The sequence below is a fragment of the Planktothrix paucivesiculata PCC 9631 genome (assembly GCF_900009265.2).
GTDB classification, from domain to species: Bacteria; Cyanobacteriota; Cyanobacteriia; order Cyanobacteriales; family Microcoleaceae; genus Planktothrix; species Planktothrix paucivesiculata.
On record NZ_LR735023.1, the window covers coordinates 1 to 20,283 of the forward strand.

Here is a 20,283-nt window from a genome sequence, read left to right on the forward strand (position 1 = left end):
GCCTTGTTGCTTACAAATAGCTAGGATATGGTCTATCCCAACGAATTTTGATTTCAATGTTCGACTAAAAATTGATTGTTCTGTTGGTAAGTAGAGTCCCCGTACTCCGTCGAGTTTCGGTGAACTCCACCAACTCGAAACCCCATAGTTTTTGGTGGGATAGTAGGTATTTGCCAGTTGACAAGATAGTGCCATTTTTGTTGTCCTAAAAATCAACTTTATGATACGATAATACTATCAAATTACCAGGTAAAATTATGGCTGCGGGGAAATTAAGTTTCACTCAAACTGAGTTTAGAATCCGAGAAGATGGAACTTATATTGGAGCTAAAGTTTCTGTTGAAAGAACTGAAGGAAATGTTGGATTAGTTAGCGTAAAAGTAACAAATAGTTCGGCTTCTAGTTTGGGTCGTGCTACTCGAAAATTAGATTTTCTTCCAATTAATCCAACAACTTCTACTGGGAGTTCTCAATTATTAACTTGGGCTGATGGAGAGGGCGGAATAAAAACCCTTGAATTTACTATTATTCAAGAAAACCTTGTTGAAGGAGACGAGTTTATTCCTTTGAGTTTAGGAAGTTATAAAGGCGGTGCGGTTGCTGGTGAGATTCCTAAATGCAGCCTGATTATTGTTGATGATGATTCGGCTAAAGGTATTCAAGGTATTCAAGGAGAGAAAGGGGAAAAAGGGGAAGGAATAAGATGGAAAGGAGTTTGGCAATACGGCCCTTATCAAGTCGGGGATTTAGTTAGTTATTTTGACGCTGTTGAATGGGCGGTTTATATCTGTACTAATCCACCAGTAATTAACTATCCAATTGGATTAACCGAGGCAGATTATTCTGGTTTTGAGGACTCCAGCATTTTCCCTAATGTTTCCCCTAGTTGGGAATTGTTCTGCAAGGGAGCAAATGGTCGGGATGGTCGAGATTACATAATGACCTTCAAAGGGGTGTGGAACCCAGAAACCCTTTATGTTCAAAGGGATGCGGTACTTTTTAATGGAAGTTCCTATGTTTGCATCAAAGAGAATGGCAGGGGACGTAACCCAGTTTCTGAACCTACTTTCTGGGCATTGGTGGCTCAAGGAACCCAGGTATTTTTTGGTAGTGGATTTGCCACACTTAAAAAACATTTATTTGCCTGCCGAACCTCAGATACTGCTGGAGGCACGAGAACTTTCCCCCATGGTTTGAGTAGCTCCGGTGTTAAGGGTTATTCTGCCGTATTAGCAATGTCTGAACCTGTTGGACAGTTTGGATATGCGCCGCTAATTTTACCAGGAGGTTTCCGTACTCTACCGGGATACTCTTACGATATTGCTGTTAATGATACCCACATTGTAATTGTTACTACTGCCTCGGATAGCTCAAAGATTCTCTCTAAAGAAGTCTTTGTGACCCTTGACACTTTCTAATCCATTCTGTTGTCCCTAATTCTAGCTTTTAGGGATAACAAACCAATAACAAACTAATAACAAATAACATTATGGCATTATTAACAGCAAAATATCTACAAAAGTTAAAGAGTCGGGTTGTTGATTCTGAGGATTCTAAGAATTGGTTAGGAAAAGATGTTTTGGAAATTCCCATTGATTTGTACAATCTCGTCAATAATGGGGTTAATAATTTTCCTCCCGCTAGGATATTAACAGGATTAACTGAACCAATATTAGAACCAATAAAACAAATAGCAGAAAAACTTTTAGCCCTTCCTGATATTGGAATTATGAGTGGATTATTAACCCTAGAAAGTATTTATGGAATCAACAAAGCCTACAATACAAAACTCTACAAGGGACAAAATCTATTAGCTTATGCGAATAGTATTATGAATCGTGATATCCCATCTTCAGATGATGATTATTATTATATTATGGGGATTTCTGCTTACAATGAAACTCTCAATATTCCCTTACTAAATACTCAGATAAATAGTCTTCAATCTCAAGTTGGAAATATTCAATCTCAAGCTCAATCAACAATAGATAGTTTTGAATCTAAATTTGGCATTGATTATATTCAAGATAAAATTACTGAACTTGAAGGATTAATTTTAGAAGCCGGAGACAGTGCATCGTCAACTATTAAAAATCAACTCTATCGTCTCAGAAGTTTTGTTAAAAAATTTATGGGCATTAGTTCTAGTTCTCAATCAATACCAATATCAAGTTATGGGAGTTTTGGAGCAATTGAATTAATAGTACCAACATTAACACCAAAGTTAGGGGATGTTATGGGGGTAATTAATCAGTTAGCAAATTGGTTCCTATCAATGTTTTCAATACCAAATCAAATCCTAGAAGTATTAACCCATACGGTGACATCGGTTGTTTGTAAGGCTATTGGTTCAGCAGGTGCAGAAGTTAGTCGGTATTTGTCGGCAGGACTATTACAATCTTTACCTCAATTAGTTCCTGCTGTTGGCTCGGCAACGGGAACTTTATTTGGTGGTGCGTGGGCAGTTCTAATGGCTTATGCTCCTTGGATTGCTTTGGTTGCAGGATTGATTCTGGTTGCCCTTAAATTAAGTGATAAGAAAGTTAAGTTCGGGAACCTTGTTTATCTTTTTGGAACTAGGTTGGGAGATTCTCCTGATACTGGATTTGGCGTTACTTACGATATGAATGAAAAACAAATGAGAGATTATATTCTTGATTTTGCCAAACGAATGCTCAATGAATCTAAATCTAGTTATGTTAAATTTTGGGCATTTAATATCAATGATGATGAAGTTGCTCTAATGTTTGACTTAACAAATGTTAGTAATCCCATAGAAATAAATGATGAAACTTTTCAGAAAACTACCTGGGATTCGTTAAAAACTTTTGCAAGAGAACCATTCTAATTTCTATTAAATATTTCTATTAAATATAAGGAGGAGATTATGCCCACACAATTTGAGAATATAAAACTTAAACAAGATGGTACAGAAGGTCAAATAATAACAGTTTCAACTTTTTATGTTTGGGATTGTACGAACCAGAGGTTTTCAACCGCGCCACCAGTAGTTCTCCGTAATACAATGTTAGCGGCTTTATACCCTGACAAAAAGTTTATTATTGGGGAAATCCCTAAAACATCAACTAACGCAAGTTTATTAGACCCTTTTAAAGTTCCTAATGTTTCTGATCCTTACTTTCTGGATTTAGCATCTAATAGTCGAACCCATGGAAGATTTTTATTTACTCCTAAAAGAACAATTGGTAGAGATTATTTCCCTAGTAAAGATGATTGGAAACGAATAATTTATGGTTCAATTCTACATACCGGATGCAATAGATTATTTTATAGAGAAATAAAATATATTGTTGTTGATGATGAACGAAGAAATCCCCAAACAAGTGAGCCTCAAGATGATGGAGTAAATGGAGTTCATTGGGATACAGGGGATTGTCATGCAAAAGTTTCAAAAAGTCTCCTAACCCTATTAGAAAGCTGGGACACAGTTGGCAATGAAGATAACCCAAAAACAATTCAGATAAGAGCCGCAATTTTTAAAGAATGGACTATTAAAGGAACAGCAAGTCATTCATATAAGTTTGAGAATGATAATAGATTCAAAGGTTATGATTTAGTTATTCCCCTCTCTTGTTTTAAGGGTAATAAACCCGCACCTGGGAATTATACTGGTAAAGTTTTGATTGGGGTTGTGCATGAAGCTGAAGAACGGCGTGCTAAACCTGGTTGGATGTTATGGCAATGGTTTAGTTTTGAAACCCTTGAAGAAGATGGAATAATTAGTAAACTCCATGAGAAATGTCAGAAATTAAGCACTGCCCTTGATGATATTTATAAATTAGCTGATGTTCTCCGAATAGACCTTGATGAAGCTGAACAAGAATTAGCCAACCTTGACGATAATCCTGATGCTGAAGTAGCTTATGTTGATTCGGTTCTCAAGATAATTAAAGCTGATAAAAAAGGGGTTTTAATTCTTCATCCTTATGTTTTATTAAAGGTTAAATTTAGACTTCGAGAGATGTGGAAAAACCTTGCTAAATCAGCCGGAGTCCGGTTTTATTCAGTTATGTGTACACCGGATACAAGTCTTGAAAAATATCAAAAACCCTATGGCAATGATTTTATTTTCAAGCCTAAAGTTTTTTGCTCACCAAGTTTTAATGAAGGTCAATATATCGTTTTCTGTAACCCGATGCGCCATTGGGGAGATGTTCAACTGTGGGAAAACTTTCATGAGGGTAGATTCCGAAATACTAGGGGAGTTTTAGCCGCGACTCGTGAACTTTTATTGAGTCTGGGGAGGGATACTGATGGAGATTTTATACAACTAATAAATAGTAGTCGATATCCTAACTTAACGATGGCTTTATATGATATGGATTCGCCCCCAAAAGTTAAGAAGTTTCCCAAGGTTGCACTTACAGGAAGTCTTCAACAGATTGCTATTAATTCAATGAATGATATTACCGGAGTTGTTGCTAGTTTGTTGGGTAGAGCTAGAGCTATTGGGGCTGAATTGATTGTTTTAGATATCCCAAAGGAAGGGGAAATGAGAATTATTGATTTTCTATCCCAAGAACTTCAAATAGCCGTTGATAGTTTAAAATCCGCTTATCCTAATAATCAAGATGGTCTAAAAGTTGTTAAGGATTTCCTAGATAAATCTGGTGCTGATATTCAATGGCTCAAGGATTTAAAATCTGATGATTGTTACCTTAACCGTCCTTGTCTTGTGAATAACAATTTAACTGATACTGTTACTCGAATAGTAAGTTTAGTTAATAGTTATTGGCGATATCCTAATCTTGTCGAAGATACAACCCCAAAAGATTATAGATTCACATTATTTTCTAATGTCATTAGTGATGAACTTCAAGATGCGATCGCACTACGGGAACGTGACGCTTATAGAGCCGAAATGGGTGCGGCTTTAGCTTATAAAAGAGACACTGAAGATGATAGATTAGTTAAAGAAGTTACGGCTAAATTTAAAGCTTCGACTGAAGTTATTTTGAGGGAAACTCTCAATCCGCTTAGAAAACCCTATCCTCCCAGGACTTGGGCAGCCGCCTACTGGAGAGCCAATCATTTAGCACAAAGTGGGACTGCGGGATTAGTTTTCTTGTTATTTTGTGATGAGATTATTGAGGAACTAAAGAATTTAGAAAATAAAAAAGTTTGGTTAATAACAATTTATGCCGTTCAATTCACCCCATTTGCTCGTCCCCAGTTGAATGCTTGGAATGGAGAAGAACTAACAGTTAGGAGTAGTTTTCTGAATGTTAATGGCAAGGATAAAGTTAGTTTAGAAGGGAAGTTTGATGGACAGCCTGGGTTTATTAATATGGGGCTTGTCAACGAGAAAGATATTGCTCAAGTTCCGAACGGTTGGACTGGTCGGGTTAAAATTTATGCCAAATCTTATGAGAACGACAAATATCCCCGAAAGATGTCAGCTAATGATGTTTGTACAAGTCTTTATTGCTTTTCAGTTGATATGCTTCAAGAAGATATTGATGACTTTATGAATGATCACTGGTCAAGTAGCAGTAGATTTAATCCCTTATGATAACTGATACGGACACAAAATTAACGTCCTTCACAGCCAATGCCATCTTTATCAGAATCAAAGTTGTGGGGGTCAGGAGTTTGTTGTTTGAGGAATACTTGGTTTTATTGCTTTTTATAATAATATTTAACTGTTTGTTTCTAATCAATTAATTTCCCCCAGCAAGTAGGGAGTATTGCCATGTAAAAAATGAATATACTCCCTACTAATTTCTAATCAATTAACCTCCCTAGCGAGTATGGAGCCTAACCATACCTGCCGAGGTGGTGGAGATGAGTGGGATAATGTTAAATATCCTGACATCCCTATTCCTAATTTCCCCTAGTTCTGTACTTTCTAACTGATCGCCTTTCTAATGACAGCCACTTTATCCAAATTTGCTAATAAACTGAGATGCGTTATAGGTAGTACCATTTACCGCAAATAGTTCAACCCCTTTGATTGTCTGAGTCCAGGCATTAGATTGTCCAAAAGTATCAAAGTGATTGCCAAGATTGTCGGTTGTTCCACTAATCAAGACATCTCCGCCTGAATTGGTACTAACTATCACATTGGTCGGTTTTTGTGTGCTGGGATCGAGTTGGAAATAATCGATAATCAAGTTATCTTTACCCCTTCCACCGTCTACAGTACCTTGACCTGTCCCAACAGTGAAAGTGTCATCTCCATTGCCACCAGATATTAGGGCATCTTTAATCCCAAAGTTAGTACCAGAAATATTAAGGGTGTCATTGCCATTGTCACCGCCTACAGATGACTGATACACCCCAATGCCTAGAGAGCTATCCAAATCCCGGAGTCGAATTTTAGCCTCACCAACACCAGATCCATATCGATAATTACCGTCAATCACTCGATTGAAAGCGGCAAAGATGTCATAATTAACAGGCCCTTCTGTATCGGCTTGACCGTTAAGACTATAAAGATAGGGTGAATCGAGACTACCTGATATTCCTGAGTTATTATTCCAAGCTAGAAACTCATCTTGAACAGTTAAGTTAACAGTGGAACCTTGACTCACCAAATCTGGTATAAGCTCCAATTGTGGGGATGGTGCACCATCGTGAGCCCAAATAAACAGGTCATTATAAATATTAGAAGAACCTATAACTCCTCCAATATTCAGTTCTGCATCATTGCTCTGAGTAGCCCCATCTCCACCAAAGCCGTTGTTCGTGCTTGAATCTCCAATATTGACCGTGATCCCAGTGGGTACTCCATCATATTGCACCTCAAATTCAGCAACATCATAGGGATTACTGGATGCTGGCCCAAGGTTGATCTTGAGAACTGTTTCAAGCCATCCATCATGATTAAAGTCTTCAGGGGGAGTGACAAAAGATAGGAATGGAGATGGAGGCAGAGAAGAAACATTATTTCTGAGATCAATTGTGTAGACAATATCGTCAGAACTGCTTCCAATACCAGAAATCTTGATAATATCATTCCCGTTATTGCCATTAAGAGTTGAGTTGTAAGCCCCATAACCAACTCCAGAGGCACCAGCTTTACCCATCAGCGTAATAGTATCAATGCCATTACCCGCATCAATCTGAGCGTTAAACGCACCATAGGCTGTAGCACTCTCCGCATTCCCTGTCACTTGGCCAGAAAAGGTATCAGCTTTATTGGTGCCTAATAGAGTTCCTTGAAACGGTGATCCTGTAAATGTAGCCATAATTGTTCCTCCATCTAATGGTTTAGACGCTTGTAACGCGGCAACCGCCAGAAGTCCAGGGGAAAGAAATATTAATAACTCAATGGACAGTCGCTCTACTGTTGCAACTACCTCGAATGAATTTTCTTTAATTAAACCGAAAAATTTTGAAGTATTTATGAAGAAACTCTATTGGGTGTATACTTGAGGGGGCGACTACCCAACCTCGTCAGTTAAGAAATATTAACCAATAGAAATTTCTATTGCTAACTACAACTAACTATGGTTCGATAAAAATTATAGCTAGCCTAAATATCAGAACCCCCTTAATCACAATTTTTGAGATCCCATTATTTAATCAAGAATCTAGGCTACATAAATAAAAAGGATAACACCTTTAAATGCTAGATACATTACATACTATCTCCCAAGGAGATAGCAGTATTTGTGTGGCTGTTTTGGATGGGCCTGTTGATCAAGCTCACCCTTGCTTCCAAGGCGCAAACCTTACCTATCTGCCCACATTGGTGCAAGAAGCCGCTAAAGTTGATGGCAGTATGTCCATGCACGGAACTCACGTTGCCAGCATTCTCTTTGGGCAACCCGGTAGCCCCGTTCAGGGAATCGTACCTCAATGCAAAGGCATTATCATACCTATTTTTGCCGATGACCGTCGCCGAACTTCCCAGCTAGATTTAGCTCGGGGAATCGAGCAAGCCGTTCATGCCGGAGCCCACATCATCAACCTCAGTGGGGGTCAACTCACTGACTTTGGTGAAGCCGATGGCTGGTTAAAAAATGCTGTTCGTTTGTGCCGAGAGAATAACGTCTTGTTAGTGGCAGCAGCAGGCAATAATGGTTGCGAGTGTTTGCACGTTCCGGCAGCTTTACCGTCAGTGCTGGCCGTCGGGGCAATGGATGCCCAGGGGAAACCCCTCGACTTTAGCAACTGGGGGGAAGCCTACCAAACTCAAGGCATCCTGGCTCCAGGGGAAGATATTCTGGGAGCCAAAGCTGGGGGGGGAACCCACCGATTAAGTGGAACCAGTTTGGCTACTCCTATCGTTTCTGGTGTCGCTGGGGTATTACTCAGCCTTCAACGGGAACAGGGAGATTCCCCCGACCCCCAAAAAATTCGTCAAATTTTGTTGCAGAGTGCTTTACCCTGTGACCTTGACTTGCCAGAAGAAAGCCGGCGGTGTCTGGCGGGCAAACTCAATGTCTCTGGAGCAATCACGTTACTAAAAGGAGAAAAAATGGCCGAGGAATTTTCGTCTGTTGCGGCATCAGAAGTAACAGCAGCAGGTTGTGGTTGTGGAGGCACATTAAGTGCTACCCCCCAAGAGCAAACGGCTCCTAGCTTAACTGCTGTGGCTTCCAGTCCATCGGCTGGGGCTGTCCCCAGCGACACTCCCAACTTAAACAACTTAATTCAATCATTCCCTACTGCTGTAACTCAACAACCAACTATGCCCAACTTCACTGCTAATTCCGTTACTGCCAGCCAAGCTCCTAGCGAACTCGCCGAGATGGGTCAGCTTGTTTATGCTCTAGGAACCCTTGGTTATGACTTCGGCACAGAAGCTCGTCGCGACTCATTTAAACAACTCATGCCTCCCTTTGATTTAGGTGGAGGACTCATGGTTCCGGCGAACCCCTACGATGCCCGTCAGATGGTGGACTATCTAGGGGAAAACATCTCCGAGGCGCGATCGCTGATTTGGACATTAAACATTGAACTGACTCCGGTTTATGCGATTGATCCGGCTGGCCCCTTCGCCGCCGAGTCCTACCGCGCCCTTCAAGAACTCCTGGCGGGTCAAATCCAACCGGAAAACGATGGCGAATATGTTGAACGGGTGAGTATCCCCGGTATTTTAACTGGACGTAAGGTTAAACTCTTCTCCGGTCAAGTCATCCCGGTCATTGAACCCCAAAGCACCCGTGGTCTCTACGGTTGGAAAGTCAATAACCTGGTCAGCGCAGCGATGGACGCGGTACAAGCTGAAGATGGCACTGCCGACGAAGAAACGATCCGCAAAACCTTGGATGGCTTCCTCAACCGCATCTACTACGACCTCCGCAACTTGGGAACCACTTCCCAAGACCGCGCCCTCAACTTCTCCGTTACCAACGCCTTCCAAGCTGCCCAAACTTTCAGCCAAGCGGTAGCCGTTGGCATGGAACTCGATAGCATTACGGTAGAGAAAAGCCCCTTCTGCCGGATCGATAGCGACTGCTGGGATGTGAAGCTGAAGTTCTTCGACCCGGAAAACAGCCGCCGTGCCAAGAAGATTTACCGCTTTACCATTGATGTCAGCGATCTAATTCCTGTCACCCTCGGCGAAGTTCGTTCTTGGTCTTCTCCCTACTAAGGAGCCGCACAATTTTAGTGAGAGTGCAATATTAGACCCCACTCTCACTAGGAGATGCAGATGTGTTCAGTTAATTAATACTCTCCATAGGGAGAATCCTAAACTATGCGACTTCCTCTATTATCTCCCCCGATTGAACGTCCCCATTTCATCCAGCCAGGACTGTGCGTGGATCTAGAAAATGGTCGTCCCGAAGATTTGGTGCATATTCGGATGGATCTGCTCCATGCCGCTAACTATAACGATCCTCCAGCCTTTGCTAACCGTAGTTTCAACCAAGTGATGCACTCTAGTGCCAGCCAGAGTTCAGCCAGCCCTGGCTGGGGCGGTTTTGGCAGCATGGGAGGATTCTATTAATGGGCTGCTAATCACGCGATGCCTCAGCCAACCCTAAACATCCAAGGACACTATGAGCAAGAACAAAACCACAACAACATCCTCGGAAGTCCCCTCTAACCCTGAACTGACCCCGCCTGAACCAAGCAAGTCTGAACCAACGACGATCGCAACGCCTGAACCCAAAAAGTCTTACGTTCCCACTTCCCAGACCGGGCTGCAAGATTATTCCTACTGGTGCCAATACGTCAAGGATCAAGCCAAGAAATCAGACAAAGACCCTAAATCCTTCCGGCGCGGTCGCATCTGGGCTTAACCCCTAGCTGCTGCTGGTCTTGTTATCGTCCACTTAATCACTGACTGTTCGTTCTATGCAATCCACCCCACTGCTCCAAATTCAACCCCACTTTCATGTCGAGGTGATCGAGCCAAAGCAAGTTTATCTCCTTGGCGAACAGGCTAACCATGCCCTGACTGGACAGCTTTACTGCCAGATTTTGCCCCTCTTAAATGGGCAACACAGCCGTGAGCAGATTGTCGAAAAGCTGGATGGGGAAGTCCCAGAAGAATACATCGACTATGTACTGGAGCGCCTCGCTGAGAAAGGTTATCTGACTGAGGCAGCCCCGGAACTGTCCTCGGAAGTGGCGGCATTTTGGAGCGAGTTAGGGATTGCACCTCCGGTTGCTGCGGAAGCTTTACGGCAGCCTGTAACCCTAACCCCTGTGGGCAACATCAGTGAAGTGACGGTAGCAGCCCTGACAACGGCTCTGCGGGACATTGGTATTTCCGTGCAGACCCCAACGGAAGCAGGTTCTCCAACGGCGCTCAACGTCGTCTTAACCGATGACTATTTGCAGCCCGAACTCGCCAAGATTAATAAACAGGCACTAGGGAGTCAACAAACTTGGCTACTGGTCAAACCTGTAGGCAGTGTGCTGTGGCTGGGGCCTGTGTTTGTTCCGGGCAAGACGGGGTGTTGGGACTGTCTAGCTCATCGGCTACGGGGCAACCGGGAAGTGGAGGCATCGGTGTTGCAGCAAAAACAAGCCCAGCAGCAACGCAATGGTCAGTCCGGTTCTGTAATCGGTTGCCTGCCTACCGCACGGGCAACCTTACCTTCCACCCTGCAAACGGGGCTACAGTTCGCGGCAACTGAGATTGCTAAGTGGATTGTCAAGCACCACGTCAATGCCACTGCACCGGGTACTGTGTTCTTTCCCACCCTCGATGGCAAGATTATCACCTTAAACCACTCAATTTTGGACTTGAAAAGCCATATCTTGATTAAGCGATCGCAATGTCCAACCTGTGGCGATCGCCAGATTTTGCATCGGCGAGGATTTGAACCCCTGAAGTTGGAGTCGCGCCCCAAGCACTTCACCAGCGATGGCGGTCATCGAGGCACCACTCCCGAACAGACGGTGCAGAAATACCAGCACTTGATCAGCCCGGTGACGGGAGTCGTGACAGAACTGGTGCGAATCACCGACCCAGCTAATCCCTTGGTACATACCTACCGGGCGGGGCATAGCTTCGGCAGCGCCACCTCCCTGCGGGGTCTGCGGAATACTCTGAAACACAAGAGTTCTGGCAAAGGCAAAACCGATAGCCAATCTAAGGCTAGTGGGTTGTGTGAGGCAGTGGAACGCTATTCCGGTATCTTTCAGGGAGACGAACCCCGCAAACGGGCAACCCTGGCAGAACTGGGAGACTTGGCGATTCATCCTGAGCAGTGTTTGTGCTTTAGCGATGCCCAATATGCTAACCGGGAAACCCTAAACGAACAGGCAACAGTGGCTCACGATTGGATTCCCCAGCGCTTTGATGCGAGTCAAGCCATTGACTGGACTCCGGTGTGGTCGTTAACAGAGCAAACCCATAAGTATCTGCCGACAGCCCTGTGTTACTACCACTATCCCTTACCCCCAGAACACCGCTTCGCCAGAGGTGACTCCAACGGAAATGCCGCAGGCAACACCCTGGAAGAAGCCATTCTGCAAGGGTTTATGGAACTGGTGGAGCGCGACGGTGTGGCGCTGTGGTGGTACAACCGCTTGAGGCGTCCGGCAGTGGATCTGGGCAGCTTTAACGAGCCGTATTTTGTCCAGTTGCAGCAGTTCTACCGGGAAAACGATCGCGATTTGTGGGTGCTGGATTTAACAGCAGACTTGGGTATTCCCGCTTTTGCAGGGGTGTCGAATCGGAAAACCGGAAGCTCGGAACGACTGATTCTCGGCTTTGGGGCGCACCTCGACCCGACTATTGCTATTCTCCGCGCCGTCACAGAAGTAAACCAAATTGGCCTGGAACTCGATAAAGTCCCAGATGAGAACCTGAAAAGTGATGCAACAGATTGGTTAATAACTGCGAAACTGGCGGATCATCCCTATCTCCTCCCTGATACCACACAACCCCTCAAAACAGCCCAGGACTACCCCAAGCGTTGGAGTGATGATATTTACACCGATGTGATGACCTGCGTAAACATTGCTCAACAAGCGGGTTTAGAAACTTTGGTAATTGATCAAACCCGACCGGATATTGGGCTGAATGTGGTTAAGGTGACAGTGCCAGGGATGCGCCATTTTTGGTCACGGTTTGGGGTGGGTCGGCTCTATGATGTCCCGGTGAAACTGGGATGGCTAGATGAACCGCTCACTGAGGCACAGATGAACCCCACACCGATGCCATTTTAAGTTTTTTTAAAGTTTAGGGCCGACTTGCTTTCACTACATAACAAATGTCGTCCCAGTAGGCTTCTTCTCCAGGAAGAAGGGGACTGACCCACCCCAACGGGTCAATAAACCAAACAACAAAAAGAGGATTATTCTCATGGATAAGAAAAACATCCTGCCCCACCAAGGCAAACCCGTACTCCGTAGCACCAACGGTAAACTCCCCAGCCACTTGGCTGAACTGTCTGAAGAAGCGCTCGGTGGTAATGGTGTGGATGCGTCTATGTGCCCCTGCGTCTGCTCCTACGACGGTGTGGATGCGTCTATGTGCCCCTGCGTCTGCTCCTACGACGGTGTGGATGCGTCTATGTGCCCCTGCGTCTGCTCCTACGACGGTGATGAGTAATCTAGCGTGTCTCAATAGCATGGCGTTTCATCGTCTTTGCCTTGAGACTACACCGAGCTAGATAGCCAGATAGAGATGAGGTTAAAGATTGATAGACAGCAATCAGAATCTTTTCTAGAGCTTGCGTTTTGATATCTTCCTCATCTCTGTCACGCCGATGTAGTCTGTTACGTTAATCCTTATTGAATCACGATGATTGATTCGTCGGGTTCTATAAAAACCTTCTGCCTGCTTAACTGTTACTTAGGAAAAAGACTATGGCTCTAAATTCTTCATTGCAACAAATCAACTTACGGGAGCGTCGTCTTCAGTTTATCCGAACTCATCTAGATGCTTTTGATGTTGAGCCAACTTTCCCTATCCCTCTTTTTGAACAGGCAGTTTTTGAGATAGAAGGTTCTTGTGGAATTGAATCTTCTTGCAAAGTTGAAAATGATAGGCTATTTGCAGGATGTTTTGATGTTTCAAACTATGGAGATGTTTCTTGGCCAGGATCTTTGAAATATGCACTCAAATTCTTAGATAGAGTTGAAAGTAGAGTAAACGTCAAATTCAACCGTGACTTGCTTCAACAGTTTGCATCATTACACATTGATTCTAGAAAGATTCTTGATAGTAGTGTTGGACTCCACTTAGATCCAAAACTTGAGAATTCTGTTGTAAGGATATATCTTCATATTAAACCAGAAGAAGATCCTGAAGAATTAGTGAGAACAGCGATCGAGATTGATGGTAGCCACTACCCAATTGAATTGTTACAAGTTTTGCTTAAAGATGTGATAATTATTGGATTCAATCTCTTTTTTGACGGTTGCAGTGATGTAGAACTCATGGCTGGTGATTTAGGCAAGGAATATAGAGGTAATAATCAGCGCGGTAGGGCTTTTGCTACATACGCACAAAAAATCTTTTCTAAAAAAGTTATTGCTCTTTATAAAGCTTCTGATATTTTTTTTGTAAGCTTTTCTAAAATAAGAGAATATCCATTTTTGTATTTTCAGTTTAATGATATTAAAGAACTTAAAAAGCAGTTTTCGTTTAATAGCCTGGGAGATAGAATATACGGCTTTTGTCAGAATCAAGATTGTATTGCCTACGCTGCTGTCGGTGTCAAAGAACAAGATTTAGAAAGTAGCAGATTAGAGAATTTTCATTTCTCTTATAATCAACATGATGGATGCAAACCTCATCCATAACATTGATTTTTGTTAAAAATGAGTTTAATATTCCGCAATTTACCTTGACTATCATCCTCAAAGAATCCCGTCCTGAAACACTATGCTTCAAAATATTCAAAATAATCGGTTCAAAGACCGCCCTATTGAGTTTATCCGATCTCATCAAGAGGCTTTTGATGTTGAGCCAATCTTCCCTATCCCTCTTTTTGAAGAGGTAATTCTTGAGTTAGAAGGTGTATTTAGTGTTAAACCCTCTTGCAAAGTTGAAGGTAGCCGACTGCTAGCAGGGCGTTATGAGACTGGTATTCTCCCTATGAGAAAAACTTGGCCCCAATTGCTAACTCATACGTTTAAGTTCTTGAATAAAATCGAGAGTCGGGTGGGTGTATGTATTAATCGTGAATCGTTTGAGCAGTTTGCAGCAGTACATATTGGCTCTGACAAAATTATGGATAGCACGATTGGCGTTCACTTGGGGTCAAAGCTGGAAGATTCCAGTGTAATGATGTATATCCATTTTGACACGGAGCAAGATTGTGAAGAATTAGCAAAGACAGCGATCGCTCTTGATGGGGGTCACTACTCCGATGAATTAACACAGGTTCTGATTAGAGATATGGTCGTCATCGGTTTTGAACTTTTCTTCGATGGTCGCAGTCATGTGGAGCTATGTCCTGTTGCTCCAGCACAGCCTGGAGCATTAGGAATCAGAGGAAAGTATCTTACCCCCTACATCCAAAAATACTTTTCACAGAAGGTGAATTCCATTTTCAGAGGATCGCACCTCCTCAAAATATGCTTCTCTAAAGCCTATGCAACACCAGTTTTAGGGTTTTACTTCAAAAACCTCAAAGACATACCAAAATATTTTAGGTTTAATAGCTTAGGTGATAGGATTTATGACTTTTGTCAAAGTCAAAGTTGTATCATGGTTCCTGCTGTGTTTGCTACAGAGGCAGAGTTAGAAAAGAGTCGATTAGAAAAGTTTGATTTTTACTACATTCGATGGGAAGAATGTTAACCGCATCCGGTATTTTGATTTTTTTGAAAATGACTCTCCCCCTCTCCCCGTCTCCACTTTAATTATAATGATTGAAAATAACCTGATATCAGGCTCAAGAAGTAAGACTATGGGAATAGAATTTAACCATTTATATGTTACTCTCGACTCAGAAACCCTAGAGTCAATTGGTCAATCAGAGTTTATTAGCCAAGAATTCTGCACAATATCCAGAGATACTGTAAAAACTGATACAGAAAGCTGGACGGGAATTTATCTCAGAGGAAAACATTCCTATCTAGAGCTTTTTCCTCCCGGCGGTGCTGAAGGGTTAAGAGAAAGTTTTTCCGGTCTTGGTTTCAATAGTCAACAAGCAGGACAGATTGATATTGTCAAGGAAAAGCTTAGATCCTTATTAGGCTCTAAAGAAATCCTTTCTGATTTGCAAGTTCGTCAAACCGAAGATGGAAAAGTTCCCTGGTTTCATTATTTGTCCATCAACCCAGCAGAGAGAGAAGCTTTTGCTTCATGGTTGATGGAATTTCATCAGGATTATTTAAAGTATAAAAACATCAAACTTACCAGTGATGGTTGCTTTGACCGTGCTGCTTATCTAAAAAGCCTTGATACTTCCGAAACCTGTTTATTTGATGACGTATCGGAAGTTCATCTTGAATTGACTTTATCGGAACAGGAGGAGTTGGCATTACTCCTTCAATCTTTTGGCTATGAATCATCTTGCGAAGGAGATATTACTACCTATCATTCCCATAGTTTTATGATCAAAGTATGCCAGAAAGTTGCTCCCCGTTATCGAATTCGCAAGGTTGTTTGCACTCTCAAAGAGCAATTACAGCAGGAAAAAACCTTTACTTTTGGTAAAAATGCACAGTTAAATGTGGGTAACTCGTTAGCAATTTGGGAGTTTGGATGACTCAAGCAATCCGTTAAAAATTAAGACAAATTTCACCAATTGCTGTTTTCATTGCTCCACCTATTTAATACCGTTTCTTATTATTAATCATGATCAACAATTGTCCTTTTGCTATTTCCCTTAACCCTGATGTCCAAATCACCGACACTAAAGATGGCTATACCCTGCACGGAGCAGAATCTGAGCCGAATGCTTTACTAACCTGGGAAACAACCCCTGGTATCAGTGCTGCTCTCGATTATCTCAAGGCAGGCAACACCACCCCTGAATCACTCGTGCAAGGGTTAGCCGAACTGGAGGGTCAGGCTGCCGGGGAACAGTTTGGGCAGATGCTACAACAATTGGACGAGCGAGGTTGGTTGAGTTATGCCGTGTTACCGCTGGCAGTGGCGATCCCGATGGTGGATTCCGCCGAGTTGAATCTCACCGAACCCTACTGGACACAAACCCGTCTCAGCCTCTCCCGTTTTGCCTACCAGCATCCCTACGAAGGCACAATGGTACTGGAGTCCCCCCTGTCGAAGTTTCGGGTCAAGTTCCTCGACTGGCGAGCCAGTGCGATCTTAGCTCAACTCGCCCAGCCCCAAACTTTAGGATCACTGACACCACCACCGTACTTGGGTGCAGAAACCGCCTATCAGTTTCTCAACCTGCTGTGGGCAACGGGGTTTCTGACGGCTGACCCGGAACCCCCCTCCCTCCGGCTTTGGGACTTCCATAACCTGCTGTTCCATAGTCGCAGTCGCTTCGGTCGCCACGACTATCTCGCCATAGACAATGATATAGAGCAGTGGTCAGATTTTCCAGTCGTGAAGCCTCCCATGAGTGACCAGATTGTGCCACTACCACGTCCGAACTTGGGGGCGTTGATATCTAATGATGCTACCCTCACAGAAGCGATCGAGACACGGAAATCCGTTAGGCAATATGATGATAACCATCCGATTTCGATCGAGCAACTGGGCGAACTGCTGTATCGCACCGCCCGTGTCAAGGAATTACTTAGCGTAGAAGAGTGGTTCGGTAAGAATTGGCGAGAAATACTCGGTTTTGAAGCAGATATTGACTATGGGGAGTTGAGCCGTCGCCCTTATCCGAGTGGCGGGGCAATGTATGAATTAGAAATTTACCCAGTTGTAAGGCTTTGTGAAGGTTTGAGTCAAGGAATCTACCACTACGATCCCCTAAATCATCAATTAGAGCAGATTATTGACTCAGAAAACGATATTTTCGCTCTATCAGGTTATAAGATTTATAAGATCGAAAAATCAACTGATTTAGGAACACCACAGGTAATTCTAGTAATTACAGCCCGATTTGGTCGGCTATTTCGTCGCTATCGCTCGGTCGGCTATTCGTTAGTGCTGAAACACATCGGAGTATTACAGCAAAATCTCTACCTAGTAGCGACGAATATGGGGTTAGCTCCCTGCGCGATTGGGGGAGGTGATAGCGATGCTTTTGGGCAAACAGTTGGTTTAAATTATGTGGAAGAGTCGGCAGTGGGAGAATTTGCGTTGGGGTCGTTGCCAAACCGTAATGTTGAAGCAAGTGGGTTGGAGTCGATGGAGGTGGATGGCTCAGAAGAACCTGCTGAAGCAACTGTCTCAGCCAGTGAGACAGAATTGGCTGGAATGGATCTTGAGCCTGATTCTGGTGAACCTGAGCCTAGTCAAACAGAAATATTGGGAAATCAGCTTGAGTCAGTTGAGTTAGTGGCAGAAATTCCCTCGGCTGAGATAGGAGAAAGTCCTGAAAATACCTCAGAGCAAGTCGAAGAGACGGAGGCTGAGGCTGTTGAATTGACGGCTTCAGATGCGATCGCCCAGACTCCAGATTTATCCAGTGTCGCTGAGGGAGAAAAATCAGCAGGGGTTTCAGCCAGTGAAGTTGAGAGTTCTGCAACCCAACTATCGATCGCACTCCATCCCCACGACCTCGACGATCGCATTCCCGGACTGGCTGAACTTCACAACCAAACATTAGGCGATCCTCGGATCACGATTGTAATTCTAGATGGCAACCCAGACCACACATTATCCTGTTTTGCTGGAGCCAATGTTTCTAAGGTGTTTCCCTACTGGCACGAACCCGCAGAACCAATCACCCCAGAAGATTATGCCACCTTTCAAGCCATTGAGGATCAGGGGCTGAAGGGTAAAGCAAAAGAAGCGGCGATCAAGGCTGCTTTTCCAGAAACGATGGATCGCATTGACATCAATCGCCATGCTTGCCATGTCACTAGCATCATTGTAGGTCAAGAACATAGTCCGGTTTTTGGACTGGCTCCCAACTGCCGAGTCATCAATGTACCCCAGGATGCTTTAGGGAAGTATGATGATATGCTCTCACCCCTCAATTTAGCCCGTGCCTTTGAGTTAGCCTTAGAGTTGGGTGCAAATATTATCCACTGTGCTTTTTGTCGCCCAACCCAAACCGGAGAAGGGGAAGAAATCCTAGTTAAAGCCATTAAAAAATGTATTGACAACAATATTTTGATTGTCTCGCCGACGGGGAACAATTTAGGCGAATGCTGGTGTCTGCCTGCTGTGCTGCCGGGAACTTTGGCAGTGGGAGCCGCAAAGGTTGATGGTACGCCGTGCCACTTTAGTAACTGGGGCGGCAATAATGCAGAAGAGGGTATCCTTGTTCCCGGTGAAGATATTCTCGGAGCGCAACCTTGCACGGAAAAACCTGTGCGCCTAACCGGAACCAGCATGGCGGCTCCGGTGATGACGGGTATTGCTGCGCTGTTAATGAGTTTGCAAGTGCAACAAGGCAAAACTGTTGATGCTGAAGCCGTCCGAACCGCACTGCTCAATACTGCTATTCCCTGTGACCCAAACGTTGTAGAAGAACCAGAGCGCTGTCTACGCGGCTTTGTCAATATCCCTGGTGCGATGAAGGTGCTGTTTGGACAACCTTCTGTTACCATTTCCTTTGCAGGCGACCAAGTGACCCGCACCGAATGGGCTGGCTATGGCACGGCGATCGCAGGGGATACGTTGAGTATTCCTGCTGGGATGACTGCGATCGCAGCAAGTTCGGTTGGAGGCTCTACTATGACAATGCAAGCCGCTACGCCAATGGCAGCCGAAGTAGCGGTAACTGCGGCGGCTGACCCGGCTACGGTGGAGGCTAGTACCGCTTTTTCGGGCCATGTTTATGCTCTGGGAACCTTGAGCTATGACTTTGGCGATGAAACCCGTGTTGATACCTTCAAAGAACGGATGGCTCCAGTGGAAATGGACAGCATCTTGGTTCCGCCAGACCCCTACGATCCCCGTCAGATGGTTGAACACCTCGATCGCAACCCAGACGAAAGCCGTTCGTTGATCTGGACGTTGAGCCTGGATGGAGACACGATCTATGTCCTAGAACCAACAGGAGCGTTTTCAGACCAGATCTACGAGATGTTTGTGCTGATGTTAGCAGGTCAACTGGAACAACAAAGCAGTGATGAATTTGTAGAACGAATTAGCATCCCCGCCCGACAAACTAACCGCACAGTTGAACTATTCTCTGGTCAGGTTGTGCCAGTCGTGAAGGTACATGATATCCGAGGAATGTACGGCTGGAAAGTGAATACCCTGGTCAACGCGGCGATGGTGGCGATCTCTCGTCAGGTGGACGAAGCCCAAGCACCCCTCATCCAACAAGCTCTGACTTCGTTCCTCAACCGAGTCTACAATGATCTACGCAATGTGGGTCAGACTTCGCGCGATCGCGCCCTCAACTTCGCCGCCACCAACATCTTCCAAGCAGCTTCCGTCTTTGCGAAAGCGATCGCCGAGCGTCGTCAACTCGACACTATAGAAGTCGAAAAAAGCCCCTTCTGTCGGCGAAACAGTGACTGTTGGGATATCAAGCTAGAATTCTCTGACCCAGAAAGGAGTAGCCGGGGACGCAAGGTTTTTCTATTTACCCTGGATGTAGTGCTTCAGATGCCCGTCACTTTGGGTAAAATCAAGAGTTGGTCAATGCCTTCGCGTTCTGAACAAACCTGATCTACAACAAAATGGGCTACCAACCTAAGTGTCGGCGTAAACAGAAGGTTCGTGTCACCAGGTGCAGCCTTGTAAAGTTTTGCAAAAATGACCCATTTTTTCGGCGAAATTGATAAGAAATACAAATGATAACATTGCCCAGTTTGAGTCAAACTAGGCAATGTTTGAAAGCAATAAAT

Annotated in this window: 14 protein-coding genes; 12 read left to right on the plus strand and 2 right to left on the minus strand. The window is 44.0% G+C overall.

Annotated features, from left to right (window positions below):
• The coding region (locus PL9631_RS19505) for a DNA ligase-like domain-containing protein (protein WP_156090636.1) at positions 1-195 on the minus strand (195 nt) is incomplete at its 3' end.
• 62 nt (positions 196-257) lie between these two features.
• Here PL9631_RS19505 and PL9631_RS19510 point away from each other — a divergent pair.
• The 3 genes from PL9631_RS19510 (at position 258) to PL9631_RS19520 (ending at position 5,533) form a co-directional block, all read left to right on the plus strand.
• Entirely contained in the window at positions 258-1,418 is a 1,161-nt protein-coding gene (locus tag PL9631_RS19510; RefSeq protein WP_083622911.1) for a hypothetical protein, read from the plus strand.
• Positions 1,419-1,489: 71 nt separating this feature from the next.
• Positions 1,490-2,848 (plus strand): hypothetical protein, encoded by a 1,359-nt coding sequence (locus tag PL9631_RS19515; RefSeq protein ID WP_083622912.1) that lies wholly within the window; start codon positions 1,490-1,492, stop codon positions 2,846-2,848.
• Positions 2,849-2,887: 39 nt separating this feature from the next.
• Positions 2,888-5,533, plus strand: a complete 2,646-nt coding sequence (locus PL9631_RS19520; protein WP_083622913.1) for a hypothetical protein — start codon at positions 2,888-2,890, stop codon at positions 5,531-5,533.
• Between the two features lie 367 nt (positions 5,534-5,900).
• On the opposite strand, the gene PL9631_RS19530 is transcribed toward PL9631_RS19520, so the two are convergent.
• Positions 5,901-7,211, minus strand: a complete 1,311-nt coding sequence (locus tag PL9631_RS19530; protein WP_083622914.1) for a hypothetical protein — start codon at positions 7,209-7,211, stop codon at positions 5,901-5,903.
• Positions 7,212-7,591: 380 nt separating this feature from the next.
• On the opposite strand from PL9631_RS19530, the gene PL9631_RS19535 reads away from it, so the two are divergent.
• From PL9631_RS19535 to PL9631_RS19575, 9 genes are all read left to right on the plus strand, one after another.
• Positions 7,592-9,565 (plus strand): S8 family peptidase, encoded by a 1,974-nt coding sequence (locus PL9631_RS19535; protein ID WP_083622915.1) that lies wholly within the window; start codon positions 7,592-7,594, stop codon positions 9,563-9,565.
• A 105-nt stretch (positions 9,566-9,670) separates the two neighbouring features.
• Positions 9,671-9,922: a cyanobactin biosynthesis system PatB/AcyB/McaB family protein gene (locus tag PL9631_RS19540; protein WP_083622916.1), complete on the plus strand. Its 252-nt coding sequence runs from the start codon at positions 9,671-9,673 to the stop codon at positions 9,920-9,922.
• A gap of 52 nt (positions 9,923-9,974) precedes the next feature.
• Positions 9,975-10,217, plus strand: a complete 243-nt coding sequence (locus tag PL9631_RS19545; RefSeq protein ID WP_083622918.1) for a cyanobactin biosynthesis PatC/TenC/TruC family protein — start codon at positions 9,975-9,977, stop codon at positions 10,215-10,217.
• A 55-nt stretch (positions 10,218-10,272) separates the two neighbouring features.
• Positions 10,273-12,600, plus strand: coding sequence for a TOMM precursor leader peptide-binding protein (locus tag PL9631_RS19550; protein ID WP_083622920.1), 2,328 nt, complete (start codon positions 10,273-10,275; stop codon positions 12,598-12,600).
• Between the two features lie 136 nt (positions 12,601-12,736).
• Positions 12,737-12,985 carry a DUF5837 family cyanobactin class RiPP gene (locus tag PL9631_RS19555; protein WP_083622922.1) on the plus strand — a complete coding sequence of 83 codons (249 nt, stop codon included), beginning with the start codon at positions 12,737-12,739 and terminating at the stop codon, positions 12,983-12,985.
• A 257-nt stretch (positions 12,986-13,242) separates the two neighbouring features.
• Complete coding sequence (locus tag PL9631_RS19560; protein ID WP_083622924.1) at positions 13,243-14,181, plus strand: LynF/TruF/PatF family peptide O-prenyltransferase; 939 nt, start codon at positions 13,243-13,245, stop codon at positions 14,179-14,181.
• Between the two features lie 82 nt (positions 14,182-14,263).
• Complete coding sequence (locus PL9631_RS19565; RefSeq protein WP_083622926.1) at positions 14,264-15,184, plus strand: LynF/TruF/PatF family peptide O-prenyltransferase; 921 nt, start codon at positions 14,264-14,266, stop codon at positions 15,182-15,184.
• Between the two features lie 109 nt (positions 15,185-15,293).
• Complete coding sequence (locus tag PL9631_RS19570) at positions 15,294-16,097, plus strand: DUF5829 family protein (RefSeq protein WP_083622929.1); 804 nt, start codon at positions 15,294-15,296, stop codon at positions 16,095-16,097.
• 89 nt (positions 16,098-16,186) lie between these two features.
• Positions 16,187-20,104 carry a PatA/PatG family cyanobactin maturation protease gene (locus PL9631_RS19575; protein WP_407947598.1) on the plus strand — a complete coding sequence of 1,306 codons (3,918 nt, stop codon included), beginning with the start codon at positions 16,187-16,189 and terminating at the stop codon, positions 20,102-20,104.
• The last annotated feature ends 179 nt before the right edge of the window (positions 20,105-20,283 follow it).

Excerpts from the sequence above, each read along its gene's own strand:
- PL9631_RS19530 (WP_083622914.1), bottom strand. The coding sequence starts at position 7,211 with ATGGCTACATTTACAGGATCACCGTTTCAAGGAACTCTATTAGGCACC.
- PL9631_RS19510 (WP_083622911.1), top strand. The coding sequence starts at position 258 with ATGGCTGCGGGGAAATTAAGTTTCACTCAAACTGAGTTTAGAATCCGA.
- PL9631_RS19515 (WP_083622912.1), top strand. The coding sequence starts at position 1,490 with ATGGCATTATTAACAGCAAAATATCTACAAAAGTTAAAGAGTCGGGTT.
- PL9631_RS19570 (WP_083622929.1), top strand. The coding sequence starts at position 15,294 with ATGGGAATAGAATTTAACCATTTATATGTTACTCTCGACTCAGAAACC.
- PL9631_RS19555 (WP_083622922.1), top strand. The coding sequence starts at position 12,737 with ATGGATAAGAAAAACATCCTGCCCCACCAAGGCAAACCCGTACTCCGT.
- PL9631_RS19520 (WP_083622913.1), top strand. The coding sequence starts at position 2,888 with ATGCCCACACAATTTGAGAATATAAAACTTAAACAAGATGGTACAGAA.
- PL9631_RS19560 (WP_083622924.1), top strand. The coding sequence starts at position 13,243 with ATGGCTCTAAATTCTTCATTGCAACAAATCAACTTACGGGAGCGTCGT.
- PL9631_RS19565 (WP_083622926.1), top strand. The coding sequence starts at position 14,264 with ATGCTTCAAAATATTCAAAATAATCGGTTCAAAGACCGCCCTATTGAG.
- PL9631_RS19540 (WP_083622916.1), top strand. The coding sequence starts at position 9,671 with ATGCGACTTCCTCTATTATCTCCCCCGATTGAACGTCCCCATTTCATC.
- PL9631_RS19545 (WP_083622918.1), top strand. The coding sequence starts at position 9,975 with ATGAGCAAGAACAAAACCACAACAACATCCTCGGAAGTCCCCTCTAAC.
- PL9631_RS19535 (WP_083622915.1), top strand. The coding sequence starts at position 7,592 with ATGCTAGATACATTACATACTATCTCCCAAGGAGATAGCAGTATTTGT.
- PL9631_RS19575 (WP_407947598.1), top strand. The coding sequence starts at position 16,187 with ATGATCAACAATTGTCCTTTTGCTATTTCCCTTAACCCTGATGTCCAA.
- PL9631_RS19550 (WP_083622920.1), top strand. The coding sequence starts at position 10,273 with ATGCAATCCACCCCACTGCTCCAAATTCAACCCCACTTTCATGTCGAG.